General features: G+C 65.7%; 16 protein-coding genes. 12 read left to right on the plus strand and 4 right to left on the minus strand.

What is annotated here, in order from left to right; all coding sequences use genetic code 11:
- Positions 1 to 81: 81 nt before the first annotated feature.
- The gene (locus P9A16_RS29585) at positions 82 to 1,704 is read left to right on the plus strand and encodes an ABC-F family ATP-binding cassette domain-containing protein (protein ID WP_023514646.1); all 1,623 of its coding nucleotides are present in this window, start codon (positions 82 to 84) and stop codon (positions 1,702 to 1,704) included.
- 25 nt (positions 1,705 to 1,729) lie between these two features.
- Here P9A16_RS29585 and P9A16_RS29590 read toward each other — a convergent pair whose 3' ends face one another.
- Positions 1,730 to 2,131: a (R)-mandelonitrile lyase gene (locus P9A16_RS29590; protein WP_023514647.1), complete on the minus strand. Its 402-nt coding sequence runs from the start codon at positions 2,129 to 2,131 to the stop codon at positions 1,730 to 1,732.
- Positions 2,132 to 2,237: 106 nt separating this feature from the next.
- Here P9A16_RS29590 and P9A16_RS29595 point away from each other — a divergent pair, with 106 nt between their 5' ends.
- A complete protein-coding gene (locus P9A16_RS29595) occupies positions 2,238 to 3,455 on the plus strand; it encodes a TIGR03862 family flavoprotein (protein ID WP_023514648.1) in 1,218 nt (405 codons plus the stop codon).
- A gap of 10 nt (positions 3,456 to 3,465) precedes the next feature.
- Here the strand turns inward: P9A16_RS29595 and P9A16_RS29600 are convergent, their stop codons facing one another.
- Positions 3,466 to 4,248, minus strand: coding sequence for an IclR family transcriptional regulator (locus P9A16_RS29600; RefSeq protein WP_023514649.1), 783 nt, complete (start codon positions 4,246 to 4,248; stop codon positions 3,466 to 3,468).
- A 229-nt stretch (positions 4,249 to 4,477) separates the two neighbouring features.
- Here P9A16_RS29600 and P9A16_RS29605 point away from each other — a divergent pair, with 229 nt between their 5' ends.
- The 8 genes from P9A16_RS29605 to P9A16_RS29640 are packed head-to-tail and all read left to right on the plus strand — an operon-like array spanning position 4,478 to position 12,645.
- Entirely contained in the window at positions 4,478 to 5,548 is a 1,071-nt protein-coding gene (locus tag P9A16_RS29605) for an ABC transporter substrate-binding protein (protein ID WP_037409014.1), read from the plus strand.
- Between the two features lie 19 nt (positions 5,549 to 5,567).
- Positions 5,568 to 7,076 (plus strand): sugar ABC transporter ATP-binding protein, encoded by a 1,509-nt coding sequence (locus P9A16_RS29610; RefSeq protein WP_023514651.1) that lies wholly within the window; start codon positions 5,568 to 5,570, stop codon positions 7,074 to 7,076.
- Positions 7,073 to 8,038, plus strand: coding sequence for an ABC transporter permease (locus tag P9A16_RS29615; RefSeq protein WP_023514652.1), 966 nt, complete (start codon positions 7,073 to 7,075; stop codon positions 8,036 to 8,038). The genes P9A16_RS29610 and P9A16_RS29615 overlap by 4 nt, the downstream gene beginning before the upstream one ends.
- A complete protein-coding gene (locus tag P9A16_RS29620; protein ID WP_023514653.1) occupies positions 8,035 to 8,976 on the plus strand; it encodes an ABC transporter permease in 942 nt (313 codons plus the stop codon). Before P9A16_RS29615 ends, P9A16_RS29620 begins: the two co-directional genes overlap by 4 nt.
- Positions 8,973 to 9,929, plus strand: coding sequence for an amidohydrolase family protein (locus P9A16_RS29625; RefSeq protein ID WP_023514654.1), 957 nt, complete (start codon positions 8,973 to 8,975; stop codon positions 9,927 to 9,929). The genes P9A16_RS29620 and P9A16_RS29625 overlap by 4 nt, the downstream gene beginning before the upstream one ends.
- Positions 9,922 to 11,235, plus strand: coding sequence for an alanine racemase (locus tag P9A16_RS29630; RefSeq protein ID WP_278026272.1), 1,314 nt, complete (start codon positions 9,922 to 9,924; stop codon positions 11,233 to 11,235). The genes P9A16_RS29625 and P9A16_RS29630 overlap by 8 nt, the downstream gene beginning before the upstream one ends.
- 27 nt (positions 11,236 to 11,262) lie before the next feature.
- Positions 11,263 to 11,607 carry a RidA family protein gene (locus P9A16_RS29635; RefSeq protein ID WP_023514656.1) on the plus strand — a complete coding sequence of 115 codons (345 nt, stop codon included), beginning with the start codon at positions 11,263 to 11,265 and terminating at the stop codon, positions 11,605 to 11,607.
- A 24-nt stretch (positions 11,608 to 11,631) separates the two neighbouring features.
- Positions 11,632 to 12,645 carry a succinylglutamate desuccinylase/aspartoacylase family protein gene (locus P9A16_RS29640; protein ID WP_023514657.1) on the plus strand — a complete coding sequence of 338 codons (1,014 nt, stop codon included), beginning with the start codon at positions 11,632 to 11,634 and terminating at the stop codon, positions 12,643 to 12,645.
- Positions 12,646 to 12,749: 104 nt separating this feature from the next.
- Here the strand turns inward: P9A16_RS29640 and P9A16_RS29645 are convergent, their stop codons facing one another.
- Positions 12,750 to 13,934, minus strand: coding sequence for a hypothetical protein (locus P9A16_RS29645; RefSeq protein WP_023514658.1), 1,185 nt, complete (start codon positions 13,932 to 13,934; stop codon positions 12,750 to 12,752).
- A 370-nt stretch (positions 13,935 to 14,304) separates the two neighbouring features.
- On the opposite strand from P9A16_RS29645, the gene purU reads away from it, so the two are divergent.
- Positions 14,305 to 15,189 carry a formyltetrahydrofolate deformylase gene (gene purU / locus P9A16_RS29650; RefSeq protein ID WP_024271354.1) on the plus strand — a complete coding sequence of 295 codons (885 nt, stop codon included), beginning with the start codon at positions 14,305 to 14,307 and terminating at the stop codon, positions 15,187 to 15,189.
- 62 nt (positions 15,190 to 15,251) lie between these two features.
- Here purU and P9A16_RS29655 read toward each other — a convergent pair whose 3' ends face one another.
- Complete coding sequence (locus tag P9A16_RS29655; protein WP_023516945.1) at positions 15,252 to 16,451, minus strand: MFS transporter; 1,200 nt, start codon at positions 16,449 to 16,451, stop codon at positions 15,252 to 15,254.
- A 111-nt stretch (positions 16,452 to 16,562) separates the two neighbouring features.
- On the opposite strand from P9A16_RS29655, the gene P9A16_RS29660 reads away from it, so the two are divergent.
- On the plus strand, positions 16,563 to 17,384 hold the full coding sequence (locus P9A16_RS29660; RefSeq protein WP_023512815.1) for an AraC family transcriptional regulator: 822 nt from the start codon (positions 16,563 to 16,565) through the stop codon (positions 17,382 to 17,384).
- Positions 17,385 to 17,508: the final 124 nt, after the last annotated feature.

Here is a 17,508-nt window from a genome sequence, read left to right on the forward strand (position 1 = left end):
GTGCTTTCCTGCTGCGGGCGCATGGACTTGATGCCGTGCGTCATGGCATAGGGCGCGGGACCACGACGAGGCCCGGTTTCCATGATCCGCATCGAGAATATCAGCAAGTCCAACAGCCATCGCATCCTCTTCATCGAGGCGTCCGCCGCGTTGAACCGGGGGGAGAAGATCGGGCTTGTGGGGCCGAACGGGGCCGGCAAGACGACGCTCTTTCGCATGATCACCGGGCAGGAAGCGCCGGACGAGGGGCAGGTCTCGACGGAAAAGAGCGTGTCGATCGGCTATTTCAGCCAGGACGTCGGCGAGATGGAAGGGCGCAGTGCCGTCACCGAGGTGATGGACGGGGCAGGGCCGGTCAGTTCGGTTGCCGCGGAGTTGCGCGCGCTCGAGGCCGCGATGGTCGACCCGGACAGGCTCGACGAGATGGACGCCATCATCGAGCGCTACGGCGAGGTGCAGGCGCGCTACGAGGAACTCGACGGCTACGGGCTGGAGAGCCGGGCGCGCGAGGTGCTGGCGGGCCTGAGCTTCAGCCAGGAGATGATGGACGGCGACGTCGGCAAGCTCTCCGGCGGGTGGAAGATGCGGGTGGCGCTGGCGCGCATCCTCCTGATGCGGCCGGATGTCATGCTGCTCGACGAACCGAGCAACCATCTCGATCTCGAAAGCCTGATCTGGCTGGAGCAGTTCCTGAAGGGTTATGACGGGGCACTGCTGATGACCTCGCACGACCGTGAGTTCATGAACCGCATCGTGACCAAGATCATCGAGATCGATGCCGGCTCGCTCACCACCTATTCGGGCGACTACGGCTTCTACGAGCAGCAGCGGGCGCAGAACGAGAAGCAGCAGCAGGCGCAGTTCGAACGCCAGCAGGCGATGCTCGCCAAGGAGATCAAGTTCATCGAGCGCTTCAAGGCGCGTGCCTCCCATGCCGCACAGGTGCAGAGCCGTGTGAAGAAGCTCGACAAGATCGAGCGTGTCGAGCCGCCGCGCCGCCGCCAGACGGTCATGTTCGAGTTCCAGCCCGCGCCGCGCTCGGGCGAGGACGTCGCCAGCCTCAAGAATGTCGACAAGGCCTATGGCAGCCGGACCGTCTACCGGGATTTCAGCTTCCTTATCCGCCGGAAGGAACGCTGGTGCGTGATGGGCATCAACGGGGCCGGCAAGTCGACGCTGCTGAAGCTCGTCGCCGGGGCGGCGAACCCGGACGAAGGCAGCGTGACAATCGGGGCGAGCGTCAGGGTCGGCTACTTTGCACAGCATGCTATGGATCTGCTCGACGGCGACCAGACCGTGTTCCAGTGGCTGGAGACGGAGTTTCCGCGCGCAGGGCAGGGGCCGCTGCGCACGCTGGCGGGCTGCTTCGGCTTTTCCGGCGATGACGTCGAGAAGAAGTGCCGGGTGCTATCCGGCGGCGAGAAGGCCCGGCTGGTGATGGCAGCGATGCTGTTCGATCCGCCGAATTTCCTGATCCTCGACGAGCCGACGAACCATCTCGATCTCGACACCAAGGAAATGCTGATCAAGGCTCTTTCCGAGTACGAGGGCACCATGCTCTTCGTCTCGCACGATCGTCATTTCCTCGGCGCGTTGTCGAACCGCGTGCTGGAACTCAACGGCGACGACGTGCACCAATATCCGGGTGGCTATACCGAGTATGTCGCCCAGACCGGCCACGAGGCGCCCGGCCTTCCGAACTGATCGTCCGGTTTGCGGCGGACAGACTTCAGGCCCTGCCGAGATATTGTGCGTCCGACACCTGCTCCAACCAGGTCACCGGCGATCCATCCTGCGCCTCGGCGATGGCGACATGGGTCATCGCGGTCTTGTCCGTGGCGCCGTGCCAGTGTTTTTCGCCGGGCGGAAACCAGACGACGTCGCCGGGGCGGATTTCTTCGATCGGCCCACCCTCACGTTGCGCCCAGCCGAGGCCTGATGTCACGATGACGGTCTGGCCGAGGGGATGGGTGTGCCAGGCGGTGCGGGCGCCGGGCTCGAAGGTGACGATGGCGCCGCCGGCGCGGCCGGGGGCTTCCGCCTTGAACGGCGTGTCGAGGCGGACCTTGCCGGTGAAGTAGTCGGCCGGGCCTGGCGCCGAGGGGCTGGTGCCGTTGCGCTTGATATCCATATCCGTCTCCTGATTCTGCTGTGCGGATCATATACCGGCAAGAACGCTGGCGAAGCCGTCGGAGACGATTTATGAGAACGGCGCAGGGTTTCAAGGCGGGTGCGGAATGGACAGGCGGCGGATAGGGATCGTCGGCGGCGGGCCGGCCGGGTTGATGGCGGCAGAAGTGCTTTCGGCGCGGGGCCATGCAGTGACCGTGCTCGAAGCCATGCCGACCATAGGGCGAAAGTTCCTGCTGGCCGGAAAGTCGGGCCTCAACATCACCCATTCCGAACCCTACGACCGTTTCGCCGCCCGCTTCGGTGCGGCGGGCGCGCGTCTGCGGGCGGCGCTCGATGCTTTCACGCCCGGGGATCTGCGGACCTGGGCGGAGGAGCTTGGCACGGAGACCTTCGTCGGGTCCTCCGGGCGGGTGTTTCCGGTCGCCATGAAGGCGTCGCCGTTGCTGCGCGCCTGGCGGGCGCGGCTGGAGGGGCGGGGTGTCGATATCCGCGTACGCCATCGCTGGATCGGGTTTGCGCCCGAAGGACTGCGCTTTGAAACGCCCGAGGGCGTGGCCGTGATGGCCTTCGATGCGGTCCTGCTGGCGCTCGGCGGTGCGAGCTGGCCGCGGCTCGGGTCGGACGCGGCCTGGGTCGGTGGTCTTGCGGAACGGGGCGTCGACATTGCGCCCTTCCGTCCGGCCAATTGCGGCTTCGATGTGGACTGGTCGCCGTTCTTCGTCGAGCGCTTTGCGGGCGCGCCGGTCAAGGGCGTCACGGCGCGGTCTGCGGCGGGCACGATCCCCGGCGAATTCGTCATCTCGAAGACCGGCATCGAGGGCAGCCTCGTCTATGCTCATGCGGCGGTGTTGCGCGATGCGCTGGAAACGTCGGGCGCTGCATCCTTCCTGCTCGATCTTGTGCCCGGGCGGAGCCACGCGCGGCTTGTAGCCGATCTGGCCCGGCAGGGCGGCAAGGCGAGCTTTTCCAGCCGGCTTCGCAAAGGGGCCGGCCTCGACGGGGTCAAGGCGGCCATGCTGCGGGAATGTATCCGGGATGTTTCGGCCTTGCTGCCGGATGCGCTGGCTTCGGTGATCAAGGCCCTGCCCGTTCTGCTCATCCGGCCGCGGCCGATTGCGGAGGCGATTTCCGTGGCAGGGGGCATCCGGTTCGATGCCCTCGATGCGGACTATGGGGTGAAGGCCCTTCCGGGTGTCTTTGCGGCCGGCGAAATGCTCGACTGGGAGGCGCCGACCGGCGGTTATCTGCTGACGGCCTGCTTTGCGACCGGGCGGGCGGCTGCGGAGGGGATCGACCGCTGGCTTACCGGCCGGGCCGGCTGAAGCCGGATCCCTAGCTGCGCTTCGGCCGCGTCGGCGCCTGGCTCAGGCTGGCGGCGGCGTCCTTCAGGCAGACGAGGTAGCGATCGCGGTTGGCCAGCCCGTCGTCGCGCGGGGTGACGAGGCAGAGCGTGGCGGCGGCATGTCCCTCGTCCATGACCGGCACGGCGAAGCAATGGGTAAAGCTGTCGACGATGCTGTTGAAGGTGAAGAAACCGTCCTGCCCGGCCTGGCGCACCTCGGCGAGGAAAACCTGCGGATCGAGCCATTCGCCGCCGGGCAGCTGGAAATCCTGCGGCGGGATGAAGGTGAGGATTTCTTCGTTCGTCATATGCGCGACGAGCAGGCGTCCTGAAGCCGTCCACGGGATCGGTACCGACTGGCCGATATCGGTGGAGATGCGGAAGGGCCTTGCGCCCTCGCGCATGCGCACGACGGTATATTTGTTGCCATCCAGCATGCAGAACTGCGCGGTCTCGCGCGTTTCGTCGGCCAGCCGATCCAGTGCCGCCTCGCATTCGCGGGTGAAGTCGAAATGGTTCTCGTAGGCAGCCCCCAGGAAATAGAGTTTCCGCCCGAGATAGACCCGGCCGTCGCCGCCGGTGAATTCCAGGATGCCGTTGCGCAGGAGGAGGTTCACCAGCTCATAGACCGATGAGCGCGGCGCGCCGATCTGCGCGGCGATCTCGTTCGGTTTCAGAGCCTGCCGTTTCTGGCGCAGGAAATCGAGGATCTCGAAGGCGCGATCGAGCCCTCGGGCGCGCTTGCCGCCTGCATCATCCGCAATAGCATCCATCTCGTCCGTCCTTGCCCTTCGTCCCGTCAAGCTTCTCCCGCCGCCCGCGCCATCTGTCAATGCGCAGGACGCGGCATTGCCGTGCGCGAAATTTCCGAAGGCCCCCTCTTGCGAGGCCGAAAATTCGGCATAAGATCGCGCCAGTCCGATATATAGATCAAGTGTTCAATATAATGGACAAAGACGGATGGCAAGCTCGTACCTGCTGCCGCCAAAAAAGGGGAACGACATGAAAACTCTCGAAAACAGCTCGACCGTCTCGCTGCGCAGCCGCCTTCTTGCGGGTGCCGCCGCCGCTGCGGCCGTCCTCGTCCTGTCGGCCGGCACCGCCTCGGCCGCCGCCAATTGCATCAAGGGCGACCGCAAGGCGCCGTATACGGTCGGCTGGGCGAACATCTATTCGGTGCCGACCTGGATGAAGCAGACCGAAGGCACCATCGCCGCCGAGGTCGAGGAGCTGAAGAAGGCCGGTCTCGTGAAGGACCTGATGATCACGGACGCGCAGGGCAATGCCCAGACGCAGATCCAGCACATCCAGTCGATGATCGACGCGAATGTCGACGCGATCGTGGTCATCGCCGGTTCCTCCAATGCGCTCGACCGCGTCATTTCGGATGCCTGCGACAAGGGTATCGCCGTGGTGAACTTCGACAGCCTCGTCAACACGGACAAGGTGACGGCGAAGATCAATACCGATTCCAACGAATGGGGCGCGGGCGCTGCCAAGTGGCTTGCCGACAAGCTCGGCGGCAAGGGCAAGATCATCGTCATGAACGGTCCGGCCGGCATTTCCGTCAGCGATGACCGCCGCAAGGGTGCCCAGCCTGTGCTCGACGCCAATCCGGGCCTGGAAATCATCACCGAGACCAACACGGAATACAATGCCGCGCCGGCGCAGGAGGCGATGACCAGCCTGCTCTTCGCCAATCCGCAAATCGACGGCGTGCTCTCGCTCGGCGGCGCGATTTCGGCCGGTTCCGTCATGGCCTTCGATCGCCAGGGTCGCGAGCAGGTGCCGATCACCGGCGAAAACGCCCGCCAGTTCCTCGAACTGTGGAAGGAAAAGGGCCTGAAGGGCTGGGCCACCATGCAGCCGAACTGGCTTGGTGCGCTCTCGGTCTACACGGCCGTACAGGCGCTGGAAGGCAAGGACGTGCCGGCCTTCATCAAGGTGCCGCTGCCGGTCATCGACGACAGCACCATCGACACCTATCTCGCCCGCGCCGACAAGTTCCCGGCCGACGGTTACATCTATTCGGATTACGACAAGGCGCTGTTCGACAAGCTGCTCGCCCAGTAATTCCCTGAAGGATGCCGTCATGACGGAAACAAGACCCCTGCTGGAAGCCCGGCAGGTGTTCAAGGGATTTTTCGGCAATCCGGTTCTGAAGGGCGTCGATATCGCCCTTCACCCGGGCAGGGTCCATGCCCTGCTCGGGGAGAACGGTGCGGGAAAATCCACGCTGATCAATCTCCTTTCCGGCGCTCTCCAGCCGGACAGCGGCGCCATCCTCGTCGAGGGGCGGCCGGTCGGGCGTTTCAGCCCGGCTGCCGCCCGCGGTGCGGGTATCGCCGTGGTGCAGCAGGAGCTGAGCCTCACCGCCGACCTGTCGATCGCCGAGAATATCGGGCTCGGCGCCTTTCCGCGCCGCTTCGGCCTCATCGACTATGCCGCGCTTCACAGGGGCGTGCGGGAGGTCTGCGACATGGTCGGGCTTACCGAGCCGCTCGACATGCCGGTCGCCGATCTTGCGCTCGGCCGCCGGCAGATGGTGGAGATTGCCAAGGCGTTGTTCCGCAAGCCGCGCGTGCTCATCCTCGATGAGCCGACCTCCTCGCTTTCCGCGCATGAGGCCGGCATTCTCGCCCGTCTCATCGAGACGCTGCGCGATCGCGGCACGGCGCTTCTCTATATTTCCCATCGGCTCAACGAGGTGCAGGCGCTCTGCACGCATGTTACGGTGCTGAAGGATGGCGGCGTCACGGCGGACCAGTCGCTCGCCGGTATCGATGGTGAGGGGCTCGTTCGCCTCATGGTCGGCCGGGAGACGGGCGATCTCTTCCCGCCGCGCCCGGTTGCCGAAGCCGGTGCGACACGCATCACTGTCGAGAAATTCTCGGCCGGCCTCGTGCGCGAGATCGGCTTTTCCGCCCGCGCCGGCGAGATCGTCGGCATCGGCGGCCTTGTCGGGCAGGGGCAGGAAGACCTTTTGCTCGGCCTTTACGGTGCCATTCCCGCGAAGGCGAGCCATGCGGAGGTCTCCGGTCTTCCCCGCCTGCCGGCCCATGTCGGCGAGGCGAATGCCGCGGGCATCGTCTATGTGCCGGCGGACCGCAAGCACGAGGGGCTCGTCCTGCCCCATTCCATCGCCTCCAACCTCATCCTGCCCTCGCTCGGCCGGCTCGCGCGGGGCGGCTTTCGCGACCGCACGGCGGAGGCCGGGCTGATCGCCGACCTGGCGCGGCGCCTGACGATCAAGGGCGACGTCGCCCGGCCGGTCCAGGCGCTCTCGGGCGGCAACCAGCAGAAGGTGGCGCTCGCCAAGTGGCTGCCGCTCGATCCGTCCGTGCTGCTGCTCAACGATCCGACGCGCGGCGTCGATATCGAGACGAAGCGCGAGATCTACCTCATGCTGCGCGCCTTCGCTGCCGAGGGGCGGCTCGTCATCCTTGCAAGCTCCGACACACCGGAACTCGTGCACCTGTGCGATCGTGTCGTCGTGCTGCGCGAGGGGCGCGTCGCTGCCCGGCTTTCCGGTGCGGCAATCAGCGAGGAGGCCATCGTCGGCGCCGCCATGGGCATCCACAAACAGGGAGAGGCCGCATGAGTGCCGTTCCGTCTTCCGGCTGGCTCTACGGCGCCATCCAGCGCGGTCGCAATCGCGGCCTTGGCGGCCTCTACCTGGTCGTCGCCGCCTTCCTCGTCCTTTATGCGGTGCTCTTTCCCGGCATCCTTTCGGTCGGCGGTTTTTCCAAGTTCACGCAGAACTGGTTCCCGCTGGCGCTCGTCACCATGGCGCAGGCACTTCTGATGCTGAATGGCGGCATCACGCTCGCCATCGGCCCGCTGGTGAGCCTTGGCGCCGTGATTGCGGCGACGACGATGGGCAGCGTGTTCGGCGTGCCCGGCGGCATCCTCGCTGTCGCGCTCACCGGCCTTGCCATCGGTGCCGTCATCGGCGCCATCGTCGCGCATCTGCGGCTGCCGGCCATCATCGTCACGCTGGCTGGCTCCTTCATCATTACCGGTGTCGCGCTGATCCTGTTGCCGCGCCCGGGCGGCTTCATTCCGGACTGGCTGTCGACCACGCTCGCCGGCCACACGCCGGTTGCCTTCCTGCTGCTCGTCGTCGTCCTTCTCGCCTGGAAAGCATTTCTCGCGACACCGCTCGGCATCGGCATCTATGCCGCCGGCGACAACCCGATCGGCGCCTTCCGCTCGGGCGTTCCGGTCGAGCGGGTCAAGATCGTCGCCTTCGCGCTGTCCGGTCTGCTGGCGGCGCTGGCCGGCCTCTTTGTCGCGGCGCAGACGGGCTCGGGCGATCCGGTCATCGGCACGCCTTTCACGCTGAATTCGATCGCGGCCGCCGTGCTCGGCGGCGTCGGTTTCCTCGGCGGCAAGGGCACGATGCGTGGCGCGATCTGCGGCAGCCTGCTGCTCTCGGTCATGATCAACGTGATGTTCTTCCTCGGTTTTCCGCCGGTCGCACAATATGTCGCGCAGGGCCTGATCATCGTCGGTGCCGTCGCGGTGCCGGAACTCTTGAAACAGTGGAGGGCAAGGCGATGAAGGCCGTGAAATCCGTGTTCCGCAATCCGCCGCTCCTGACCTTCCTCCTTGTGGCGCTCGTCTGGCTTGTCGCCAGCCTCACGCTGCGCGGCTTCGGCGCCTACGGGCACCTGCGCTATCTCCTGGAGCTTGCCGCCGTCATCGGCATCGTCGCGGCCGGGCAGACGCTGGTCATCCTGATGGGCGGCATCGACCTCTCCGTCGGGGCCGTGATCACCGTCACGGCGATCCTGTTGCCGCTGATCTCGCCGGCTTCGGACCCGACCGGCCTCGTCGGCATCGTGCTCGTCCTTGCCATCGCCACCGGCATCGGCCTCCTCAACGGGGCGGGTGCGGCTTATCTGCGCGTGCCGCCGATCATCATGACGCTCGCCATGGCGACGTTTCTTCAGGGACTGCTCGTCATCGTCGCCGGCGGCAGCGCCGTCACGGTGAGCAACCCGGCGGTCATCCTGCTCGGCCAGGCGCGCCCGCTCGGCGTTCCCGCCGGCATCATCCTCTGGATCGTCGTTTCGATCGCGGTGCTGCTCATCATCCATCGCACGCCGCTCGGCGCGCGCTTCCTCGCGCTCGGGGCCAATCCGCTGGCTGCCCGGCTTTCCGGCGTCAGCGTTGCCAGGAACACGCTGCTTCTCTATGCGCTGTCCGGCTTCTTCGCGGGGCTTGCCGGCATTCTGGTGCTCGGCATGAACCGGCAAGGCTATGTCGGCATCGGCGATCCCTATCTCCTGATGTCGATCGCCGCGGTCGTGCTCGGCGGCACCTCCATCCTCGGTGGGCGCGGCACTTATGCCGGCACCATTCCCGGTGCCATCCTGCTCGTCACCACCACGGCGCTGATCACCGTCGTCAACGCCTCGCCCGGCTGGCGCTCGATCATGTTCGGTTCGCTGATCCTCGCGCTTCTGCTCATTTCCGGCCGAGAGGCGCGCCGATGACGGTGCGTTATGACGGGCCGGTCATCGACCCGCACCACCATCTCTGGGATCTGTCGCTCAAACGTCATCCCTGGTTGGAAATGGCCCGGGCGACCGGCGGCGAGATGGTCTTCGGCAGCCTGGCGCCGATCCTTAGGGATTATGGCGTTGCGGACTACAGCGCCGATGCGGCGAGCCAGAACGTGGTGGCCACCGTGCATGTCGAGGCCGGCTGGTCCGACGCCCATCCGCTGGAGGAAAGCCGCTGGCTTGCCGGTCTCGACCGGTCCTCCGGTGTGGCGAAGCGTATCATCGCCCGCGTGCCGCTCGACAGCCCGGATGCCGCGCGCCTGATCGAGGCGGAGGCCGCCAATCCCGATGTCGCCGGCATCCGCGATATCGTCAGCTGGCATCCCGAACCGGCAAAGAGCTTCGCACCCCGCGCCCGCCGCATGGCCGATCCCCGCTGGCGCGCCGGCCTTGCCCGTCTCGCCCGTTTCGGCCTCGTTTTCGACCTCATGCTCTATCCGTGGCAGATGGATGAGGCGCTCGATCTCGTGCGGGCCTTTCCGCAGATACTCTTCGTGCTCAACCATGGCGGCAGCCCGGCCGATCGCAGCGCGGAGGGTATGACGCTCTGGCGCGGTGGCCTTGCGGCGCTCGGTCGTGAGCCGAATGTCCGGTTGAAGATCTCCGACCTCGTCGCCTATGACAATGACTGGACGCCGGAAAGCCTGCGGCCGGTGATCGAGCATTGCCTCGCCTGTTTTGGCCCCGCTCGAACCATGTTCGCCAGCGATTTTCCGGTCGCCGGCCTGCACGCCTCGTTCGACGAGGTCTACGCCGTTTTCCGCGCCGCGGCCGCGCCGCTTTCGCTCGACGAGCAGCGTGCCCTCTTTTTCACGACTGCCAATGACACCTATCGCCTCGGGATCGCCGATCCCGTCGCGGCCAAGGGAGAAAACCATGCCTGACCTTTCCGTGACCGGACCGGACAATCCGGTAATCGACGACCGCATCCGCGGCTTCCCGCCGGGCCATGCGCCCCTGCCGCTGGATGCCGTCGGCAAGCAAGGCTGGAAGCCCTATGACGGTGCGATGGCGCTGCCGCTGATCTCGCTCGATCGTGCGGCCTTTGCCGGCAATGTCGCGCTGATGATGGAGTATGTACGCGATCACGGCGTCGCGATCGCACCCCATGCGAAGACGCCGATGTCGGCGGCGATTGCCGGCACGCTGCTGGCGGCCGGCGCGTGGGGCACCACGGTGGCGGATATCCGCCAGGCGGCGGTACTGCTGAAGGCTGGCCAGCGCCGGCTGATCCTCGCCAACGAGATCGGCGGGGCCGCGGCTGCACGCCGGCTTGCAGCGCTTGCCGCAAACTATCCCGATGCAGCGCTGCATGTCTTCGTCGATTCCATTGACCTGGTCGAAGCCCTGCGGGTCGTCTGGCATGGCCGCAGCGGTCTGCCGCCGCTCGGCCTTCTCGTCGAACTTGGCGCGGGCCGTGCCGGAGCACGCAGCGCCGAGGCGGCAGGCGCGATCCTCGATGCCATCCTTGCCGCGGAAACGCCCACCTTCCGGTTCACTGGCATCGCCGCCTACGAGGGGGCCGCCGCAACGGCGGATGCGGAAGAGACGCTGCGCCGGATCGACGGGCTGGTGGCGATGACGGCGGCCTTCCTGCCGGAGGTTCGCGCCCGCATTGGCGATGCGCGGCCGCTGATCGTCACAGCGGGCGGTTCGGTCTTTTTCGACCGGGTGATCGCCGGTCTCTCTGCCGCCGTCGCGGCCGATCCCGATAGTTTGCTCGTGCTGCGCAGCGGGGCGATCTTCTTCCATGACCACGGCGTTTACGAGCGCGGTCTTGCCGGCCTCGACGCCCGTGCGGGCTTCCGGTTCGGCGGGCAGGTCCGCTCCGCCGGCAGCGACTTCAAGCCGGTGCTCCGGGTCTGGGCCGAGGTGCTGTCGCTGCCCGAGCCGGCGCTCGCGATCTGCGGTATGGGCCTGCGGGATGTCGCGATGGACCAGGGCTTGCCGCGGCCGCTGGCTCTCTATCGCGACGGGGTGCCGCTCGCCGCTCTTGCGGGGGCCGATGTGCTTCGTCTCAACGACCAGCATGCCTTCGTGGCGCTTCCCGCCGGCAGCGATGTACGCGTCGGTGATGTGGTCGAGTTCGGCATCTCGCATCCCTGCACCTGCCTCGACCGGCATGCGATCCTCTACGGCCTTGCACCTGACCACACGGTCACGGCGGCCTATACCACCAGCTTCGGCTGATCCTCCCGGGAAGAAAGGAAAACACCCATGATCCAGCGTTACCAGAAGGGTTCGCGCATGAGCCAGGCCGTCAGCTATGGCGGGCTCGTCTATATCGCCGGCCAGGTCGCGGAAAACCGCAAGGCCGGCCTTGAGGACCAGACGCGCGACGTGCTCGGCAAGATCGATGCCCTTCTGAAGGAAGCCGGTACGGACCGCTCGAAACTGCTCGCTGTCAATGTCTTCCTGCCGGCGATTGTCGATTTCGAGGCGATGAACGGCGTTTATGATGCTTGGATCGACCCGGAAAACCCGCCGGCCCGCGCCTGCGTCGAGGCGCGCCTTGCCGATCCGGACCTGCGCGTCGAGATGACTGCCGTCGCCGCACTCTGAAAACCCGCCCGAACTGGAGCCACCATGCACAGCGGCCTCGTCAATCCGATCGATCTTTCCCGGGAGGGCCGGCAGGCCGGGCATCTTGCGATTCCCTATTCCGTCGACCGCTCGCCCTACTACCAGATCCGCATCCCCATCCTGCGGCTGAAGAACGGCGAGGGGCCGAGCCTGCTCCTGATGGCGGGCAACCATGGTGACGAATACGAGGGTGAGCTCCAGCTCGGGCGGCTGATGCGCCAGCTCGATATCACGAAAATCCGCGGTGCCGTCACCATCCTGCCGATGGTGAACCTGCCGGCGGTGATGGCGGCCAAGCGCTGTTCGCCCTTCGACGGCGGCAATCTCAACCGCGCCTTTCCCGGCGATCCGGCCGGCACGCCGACGGCGCGGCTGGCGCATTTCCTTGAACATGATCTTTTCCCGCACCACGATGCCGTGCTCGACCTGCACTCCGGCGGTACCTCCATGGCGCATCTGTCCTGCACGCTGATCGAGCGGCAGGCGGATGCCGAGCGCTTTGCGCGCGCGGTCACGTTGATGCGGGCGATGGGGGCCGCACATGCCTTCATCGCCGATAACGGGCCGGCCGCGCCGACCTCGATGGGCGCGGCCGGCCGGGCTGGCACGATCGGCCTTTCGGGTGAGTTCGGCGGCGGCGGCACCGTGTCGCCCGAGAGCATGGCGTTTACGGCGGCGGCGATCGACCGTCTGCTCGTCGCACTCGGCATTGCGGGAGAGCCGGTGCTGTCGCGCGGGCCGCTCGCAGCTCCACCTGCCCTGCAGCTCCTGTCGCTCTCCCGGCACAGCCAGGGCATCTATGCGGGCCGGCGCGGCTGGTTCGAGCCTGCCGTGTCGCTCGGTGCGCACGTCTCGGCAGGTGATCTGGCTGGCTGGTATCACGATCTCGAACGGCTTGAGCAGCCCGAGGAGGCGCTGCGCTTTGCCGAGGGCGGCATCGTCATCTCCCACCGGCTGCATTGCGACAGCCAGGCCGGCGACTGTCTGATCCAGGTCGCCGAGCCGATCGACGGCTGAGGCCTTGGGGTTTGTCAGGGAAAAGTGGGGCCCGCTTTTCAAGAAAAGACAACGAAAACAAAGTATTATGGAGTTCGGCAGATTCAGTATGAAGCTGACAGACTCTACGTGATCGCGCCGACGGCTTCCTTCACCCAGTCGAGGCGCTTTGCCGGAATGAGCCCGTAATTGTAGAAGTTCACGCCGTTCGCACCAGCCTCGACGGCTGCCTTTGCGCGGGCGGCAAGGATGGCCGGGCCATCGACCTCGGGATAGAAGACGCGCAGGCCCAGCCCCAGGAATTTGTCCGGGCCGAGCATCGCCCGGCCGGTGCGGATGACCTCGCCGACGGCCTCGGGCGTCATGCCGTAGCAGCAGAGGATCGCGCCGTCGCAGAGCGTTCCGACCGCCTCGAGGTCGACGCCACCGAGCCAGCCGTCCTTCAGGTCGATCAGCACGATGCGCGTCGCCGGGTCGGCAGCCGCCTTGATCTCGCCGATCAGGCTCGTCACCGGTTCGGAGCGCCAGGTGAGGAAGGCGTGCAGCTCCGGATGGTCGCGGAAGGCGTCGATACCGGCGGCGGGGAAGTCGGGGAACTGTTTTTCAGGTACCGCCCGTTCGCACAGTTCGGCGATGAAGCGCGCCACCGTTTTTTGTGCACTGTCGACAGGTATGCCGGCCTTCCGCGCACGGGCGGTGCAATGGTGGCAGAAGCAGAGCGACAGCAGGAAGTCATCCTCGGCGTTGAGGCCGACACCGTCCTTCTCATGGTGGTATTCGTGGGCAAAGCCCATGAAGTTCGGGCTTTCCAGCTCCAGCATGTCGGGCTTGTGGTTCACTGTGATGTCGCGCACCAGCGTCACGACATAGTCGCGTGCCGCCGGGCTGGAGGGGCAGAGATTGTAGTAATTGGCATTGCCGAAGGCGTTGCGGGTCACATGATCGGGGTGCAGCATGCCGAGGCGGGTGTTGTGCAGGCAGACCGTCCAGCAGGAGACGGCAAGTCCTGTGGTTGCGCGCGCTCTGGTCAGTGCTTCCAGCATGTCGCCGCGGTCGGTGACGTTCTGCGCCACCAGGGGGCGGATCGTCTTGCCCTGCCACAGCGTTTCGTCGGGCTGGAAATAGACGGTGCCGTCTTCGGGGAAGTAGGCCTTCTGCTCAGGGCTGCGCGGCTGCAGGAAGCGGCCGGCATGGTAGGAGGTCGCAAGGCTCACCGTGTTGAGGCCGGCGCGGCCGGAAAGGTCGGCGGCGAGTGCCGCGATGCCCTGGTCCTGGATGTCCCAGGGGTAGGTCCACATGGAAAGATGCATGGCGAGCTCCCGTCGAATCTGTCCAGTTTATAGAACATGTGTCCATAATAGTGTCCAGAAGGATTTTAGCCAGGCACGGACGGTCTTGCATCGATGAAAGATTCGTTCGCGAGCTTCGTCACGCCGGATCATGCGCGATGGTGCGAATCCGGTAGAGCGGGCTGCGAAGGCCCCACTTGGCAGTTTCGACGCATTGGATGTCGCGAACCGGAGGGATTCCTTGCAAGAGCCGGCGTAGCTTCTGGCCATTGCAGGGGCTTGCGCAGAGGCAAGCGGCCTGAAATATGCGCCAAGCCGTGAGTGCGGCCCGCAGACAAGGGGATCCGCCGGTGCCTTGCCCCCGCACCGGCCGAACGCGAGAAACGAACCGATGAAAAGCCACGTCCTGACCGTATCCTGCCAATCGACCCGCGGCATCGTCGCCGCGATCACCGGCTACCTCGCCGAAAAGGGGTGTTACATCTCCGACTCGTCGCAGTTCGACGACCTCGAGACGGGCCTGTTCTTCATGCGCCTGACCTTCCTCTCCCAGGAGGGTATTTCGGAGGAGGACATCAAGACCGGTTTCGTCCCCGTCGCCAAGACGTTCGCCATGACGTACCGCTTCAACGACAGCGACGAGCGCATGAAGGTGCTGCTCATGGTGTCGCGTTTCGGCCATTGCCTCAACGATCTGCTCTACCGCTGGAAGATCGGCGCGCTGCCCATCGATATCGTCGGCGTCGTGTCCAACCACTTCGACTACCAGAAGGTCATCGTCAACCACGACATCCCCTTCCACCACATCAAGGTGACGAAGGAGAACAAGCCGCAGGCCGAGGCACGTCTGATGGAAGTGGTCGAACAGTCCGGCGCCGAGCTGATCGTTCTCGCCCGCTACATGCAGGTCCTGTCGGATGCCGTCTGCAAGAAGATGTCGGGCCGCATCATCAACATCCACCACTCGTTCCTGCCGTCCTTCAAGGGTGCGAACCCCTACAAGCAGGCTTTCGAGCGCGGCGTGAAGCTGATCGGTGCGACGGCGCACTACGTCACCGAAGATCTCGACGAAGGCCCGATCATCGAGCAGGATGTCGCGCGCATCACGCATGCGCAGTCGGCCGAGGACTATGTTTCGATCGGCCGTGACGTGGAGAGCCAGGTGCTTGCCCGCGCCGTGCATGCCCACATCCACCACCGCACCTTCATGAACGGCAACAAGACCATCGTCTTCCCGCCCAGCCCGGGTAGCTACGCTTCCGAGCGCATGGGCTGATCCAAAACAAAAGGCCGGCGAATTCGCCGGCCTTTTTATGTTCGGACACGTCTGTGGCCGGTTCAGCGGTGTGCCGGCAGGCGCGGCAGGAAGATCGTGAGGATGCCGAGCAGCGGCATGTAGGAGCAGATCTGGTAGACGAAGTTGATGCCGTGGCTGTCGGCGAAGATGCCAAGGACTGCCGCACCCAGACCGCCTGCGCCGAAGGCGAAGCCGAAGAAGATGCCGGCGATCATGCCGACGCGGCCCGGGATCAGCTCCTGCGCGAAGACGACGATGGCGGAGAAAGCCGAGGAGAAGATCAGCCCGATCAGCACGGTCAGCACGCCCGTCCAGAAGAGGTTCGCATAGGGCAGCAACAGGGCGAAGGGGATGACGCCGAGGATCGAGAACCAGATGACGAAGCGCGTGCCGAACCGGTCGCCGATCGGCCCGCCCATGAAGACGCCGAGTGCCGAAGCTCCGAGGAAGAGGAACAGCATGAGCTGTGCGTCGCGCACGCCAAGGCCGAAATTCTCCATCGTGTAGAAGGTGAAATAGCTGGAGATACTGGCGAGATAGGCGTTTTTCGTGGTCGTCAGCAGCACCAGAACGGCAAGGGCCCAGGCGACGCGACCGCGCGGCAGCGGCAGTTCGCGGCTGACGGCCGGCCGGCCGGCCGCAAGGCGGCGCTCACCGGCATACCAGTTGCCGACCCAGGTGAGGATGACCATGCCAAGGAGGGCGACGGCCGAGAACCAGGCGACGCTCGTCTGGCCGAGGGGCAACACGATGAAGGCGGCGAGCAGCGGCCCGATCGCCGTGCCGGCATTGCCGCCGACCTGGAACAGCGATTGTGCAAGCCCGTGGCGGCCACCGGAGGCGAGACGGGCGACACGCGAGGATTCCGGGTGGAAGATCGCCGAGCCGAGACCGATCAGGCAGGCGCCGAAGACCAGAACCGGGAAGCTGTGCGCATAGGCGAGCATGATGAGGCCGACGAAGGTGCTGCCCATGCCGACCGGCAGCGAGAAGGGCATCGGCCAGCGATCCGTGACGATGCCGACGGCCGGCTGCAGCAGCGAGGCGGTGACCTGGAAGGCCATGGTCAGAAGGCCGATCTGCACGAAATCGAGCGCGTAGTTTTCCTTCAGCAGCGGATAGAGCGACGTCAGGAGCGACTGCATGATGTCGTTCAGCATGTGGCACGCGCTGACGGCGACGATGATGGAATAGGTGGTGGTGGCGGCGCTGCGGGGTGCCGCGGGAACGACTGTCGACATGATGGCCTCGAATGATACGCGCAGATTCCGCGTCACGGCTGCTTCCCATACAGGGATTGCTATAGGCCTGCTTTCGTGCTGAGGTCCATTTCTTACGCGAGTGGGCCAAAGATGGAAAAACTGAGCGATGCACGCCGCAGGGCGCTCGATGACGACCACATCCGCAACCTCTTCCGGATGGAACAGGCGAATACGGATGTTCTGGTGCACAGTTCGGACATCCCGGGTGGCTATACGGTGCCGCCGCACCGTCACCGCCGCACGCAGTTCCTCTGCGTTTTTGCCGGTGTAGTGCTGGTGGGGACGGAGCGTGGGCGCTGGATGATTCCACCCGGCCACGCCTTGCTCATTCCGCGCGGTCTCGAACATTCCGTCGAGATGATCAGCGATGTCAGCATGCGCTCGGTCTATATCTATTCACCGGAGGGCCGGGCCGCTTCGCAGGTGCCCACCGTGCTGGAAGTCACCGACCTTGCCCGCCAGTTGATCGCGGAGACCGTTCGGCATGATGGCCTGTCGGAGGATCGCCGGCGCAGCGACCTCGTCATGGCGCTGCTGCTTGACGAAATCGGCCGCCTGCCCGAGCGTCCGCTCGGCCTGCCGTTTCCGGCAAGTGGAAGGCTGGCGGGCCTTTGCCGCGATTTTGTCGAACAGCCGTCGCCGGTGGCCAAGATCGACGACTGGGCTCGAAGGCTGAACATGAGCCGGCGCACCTTCACGCGGTTCTTCCGCCAGGAGATGGGTGTCAGCTTCGTCACCTGGCGTCAGCAGGCCTGCCTTTTCGCCTGCTTGCCGCGCCTTGCCGCCGGCGAACCGGTGACGCGGGTGGCGCTCGATGCCGGCTACGAGAGCGTGCCGGCCTTCACAACCATGTTCAAGCGCATGCTGGGAACCGCGCCGCGGGCCTATCTGACGAGCCGCACTGCCGCCTGAGTCTCAAAAAGACCGGCAAAGGACGCGATTCGGGTACTGTTTTCCGCCGGCTTTTGGGATTAGGAAGGGGTGCGGGACCCAAGTCGGGCCGCGAACCGGGAGCGCAGGGTCGCACGGGAGACGG

Source organism: Shinella sp. 838 (assembly GCF_029623935.1).
GTDB lineage: Bacteria > Pseudomonadota > Alphaproteobacteria > Rhizobiales > Rhizobiaceae > Shinella.

Excerpts from the sequence above, each read along its gene's own strand:
- P9A16_RS29600 (WP_023514649.1), bottom strand. The coding sequence starts at position 4,248 with ATGGATGCTATTGCGGATGATGCAGGCGGCAAGCGCGCCCGAGGGCTC.
- P9A16_RS29605 (WP_037409014.1), top strand. The coding sequence starts at position 4,478 with ATGAAAACTCTCGAAAACAGCTCGACCGTCTCGCTGCGCAGCCGCCTT.
- P9A16_RS29640 (WP_023514657.1), top strand. The coding sequence starts at position 11,632 with ATGCACAGCGGCCTCGTCAATCCGATCGATCTTTCCCGGGAGGGCCGG.
- P9A16_RS29615 (WP_023514652.1), top strand. The coding sequence starts at position 7,073 with ATGAGTGCCGTTCCGTCTTCCGGCTGGCTCTACGGCGCCATCCAGCGC.
- P9A16_RS29590 (WP_023514647.1), bottom strand. The coding sequence starts at position 2,131 with ATGGATATCAAGCGCAACGGCACCAGCCCCTCGGCGCCAGGCCCGGCC.
- P9A16_RS29625 (WP_023514654.1), top strand. The coding sequence starts at position 8,973 with ATGACGGTGCGTTATGACGGGCCGGTCATCGACCCGCACCACCATCTC.
- P9A16_RS29610 (WP_023514651.1), top strand. The coding sequence starts at position 5,568 with ATGACGGAAACAAGACCCCTGCTGGAAGCCCGGCAGGTGTTCAAGGGA.
- P9A16_RS29655 (WP_023516945.1), bottom strand. The coding sequence starts at position 16,451 with ATGTCGACAGTCGTTCCCGCGGCACCCCGCAGCGCCGCCACCACCACC.
- P9A16_RS29660 (WP_023512815.1), top strand. The coding sequence starts at position 16,563 with ATGGAAAAACTGAGCGATGCACGCCGCAGGGCGCTCGATGACGACCAC.
- P9A16_RS29595 (WP_023514648.1), top strand. The coding sequence starts at position 2,238 with ATGGACAGGCGGCGGATAGGGATCGTCGGCGGCGGGCCGGCCGGGTTG.
- purU (WP_024271354.1), top strand. The coding sequence starts at position 14,305 with ATGAAAAGCCACGTCCTGACCGTATCCTGCCAATCGACCCGCGGCATC.
- P9A16_RS29645 (WP_023514658.1), bottom strand. The coding sequence starts at position 13,934 with ATGCATCTTTCCATGTGGACCTACCCCTGGGACATCCAGGACCAGGGC.
- P9A16_RS29630 (WP_278026272.1), top strand. The coding sequence starts at position 9,922 with ATGCCTGACCTTTCCGTGACCGGACCGGACAATCCGGTAATCGACGAC.
- P9A16_RS29620 (WP_023514653.1), top strand. The coding sequence starts at position 8,035 with ATGAAGGCCGTGAAATCCGTGTTCCGCAATCCGCCGCTCCTGACCTTC.
- P9A16_RS29585 (WP_023514646.1), top strand. The coding sequence starts at position 82 with ATGATCCGCATCGAGAATATCAGCAAGTCCAACAGCCATCGCATCCTC.
- P9A16_RS29635 (WP_023514656.1), top strand. The coding sequence starts at position 11,263 with ATGATCCAGCGTTACCAGAAGGGTTCGCGCATGAGCCAGGCCGTCAGC.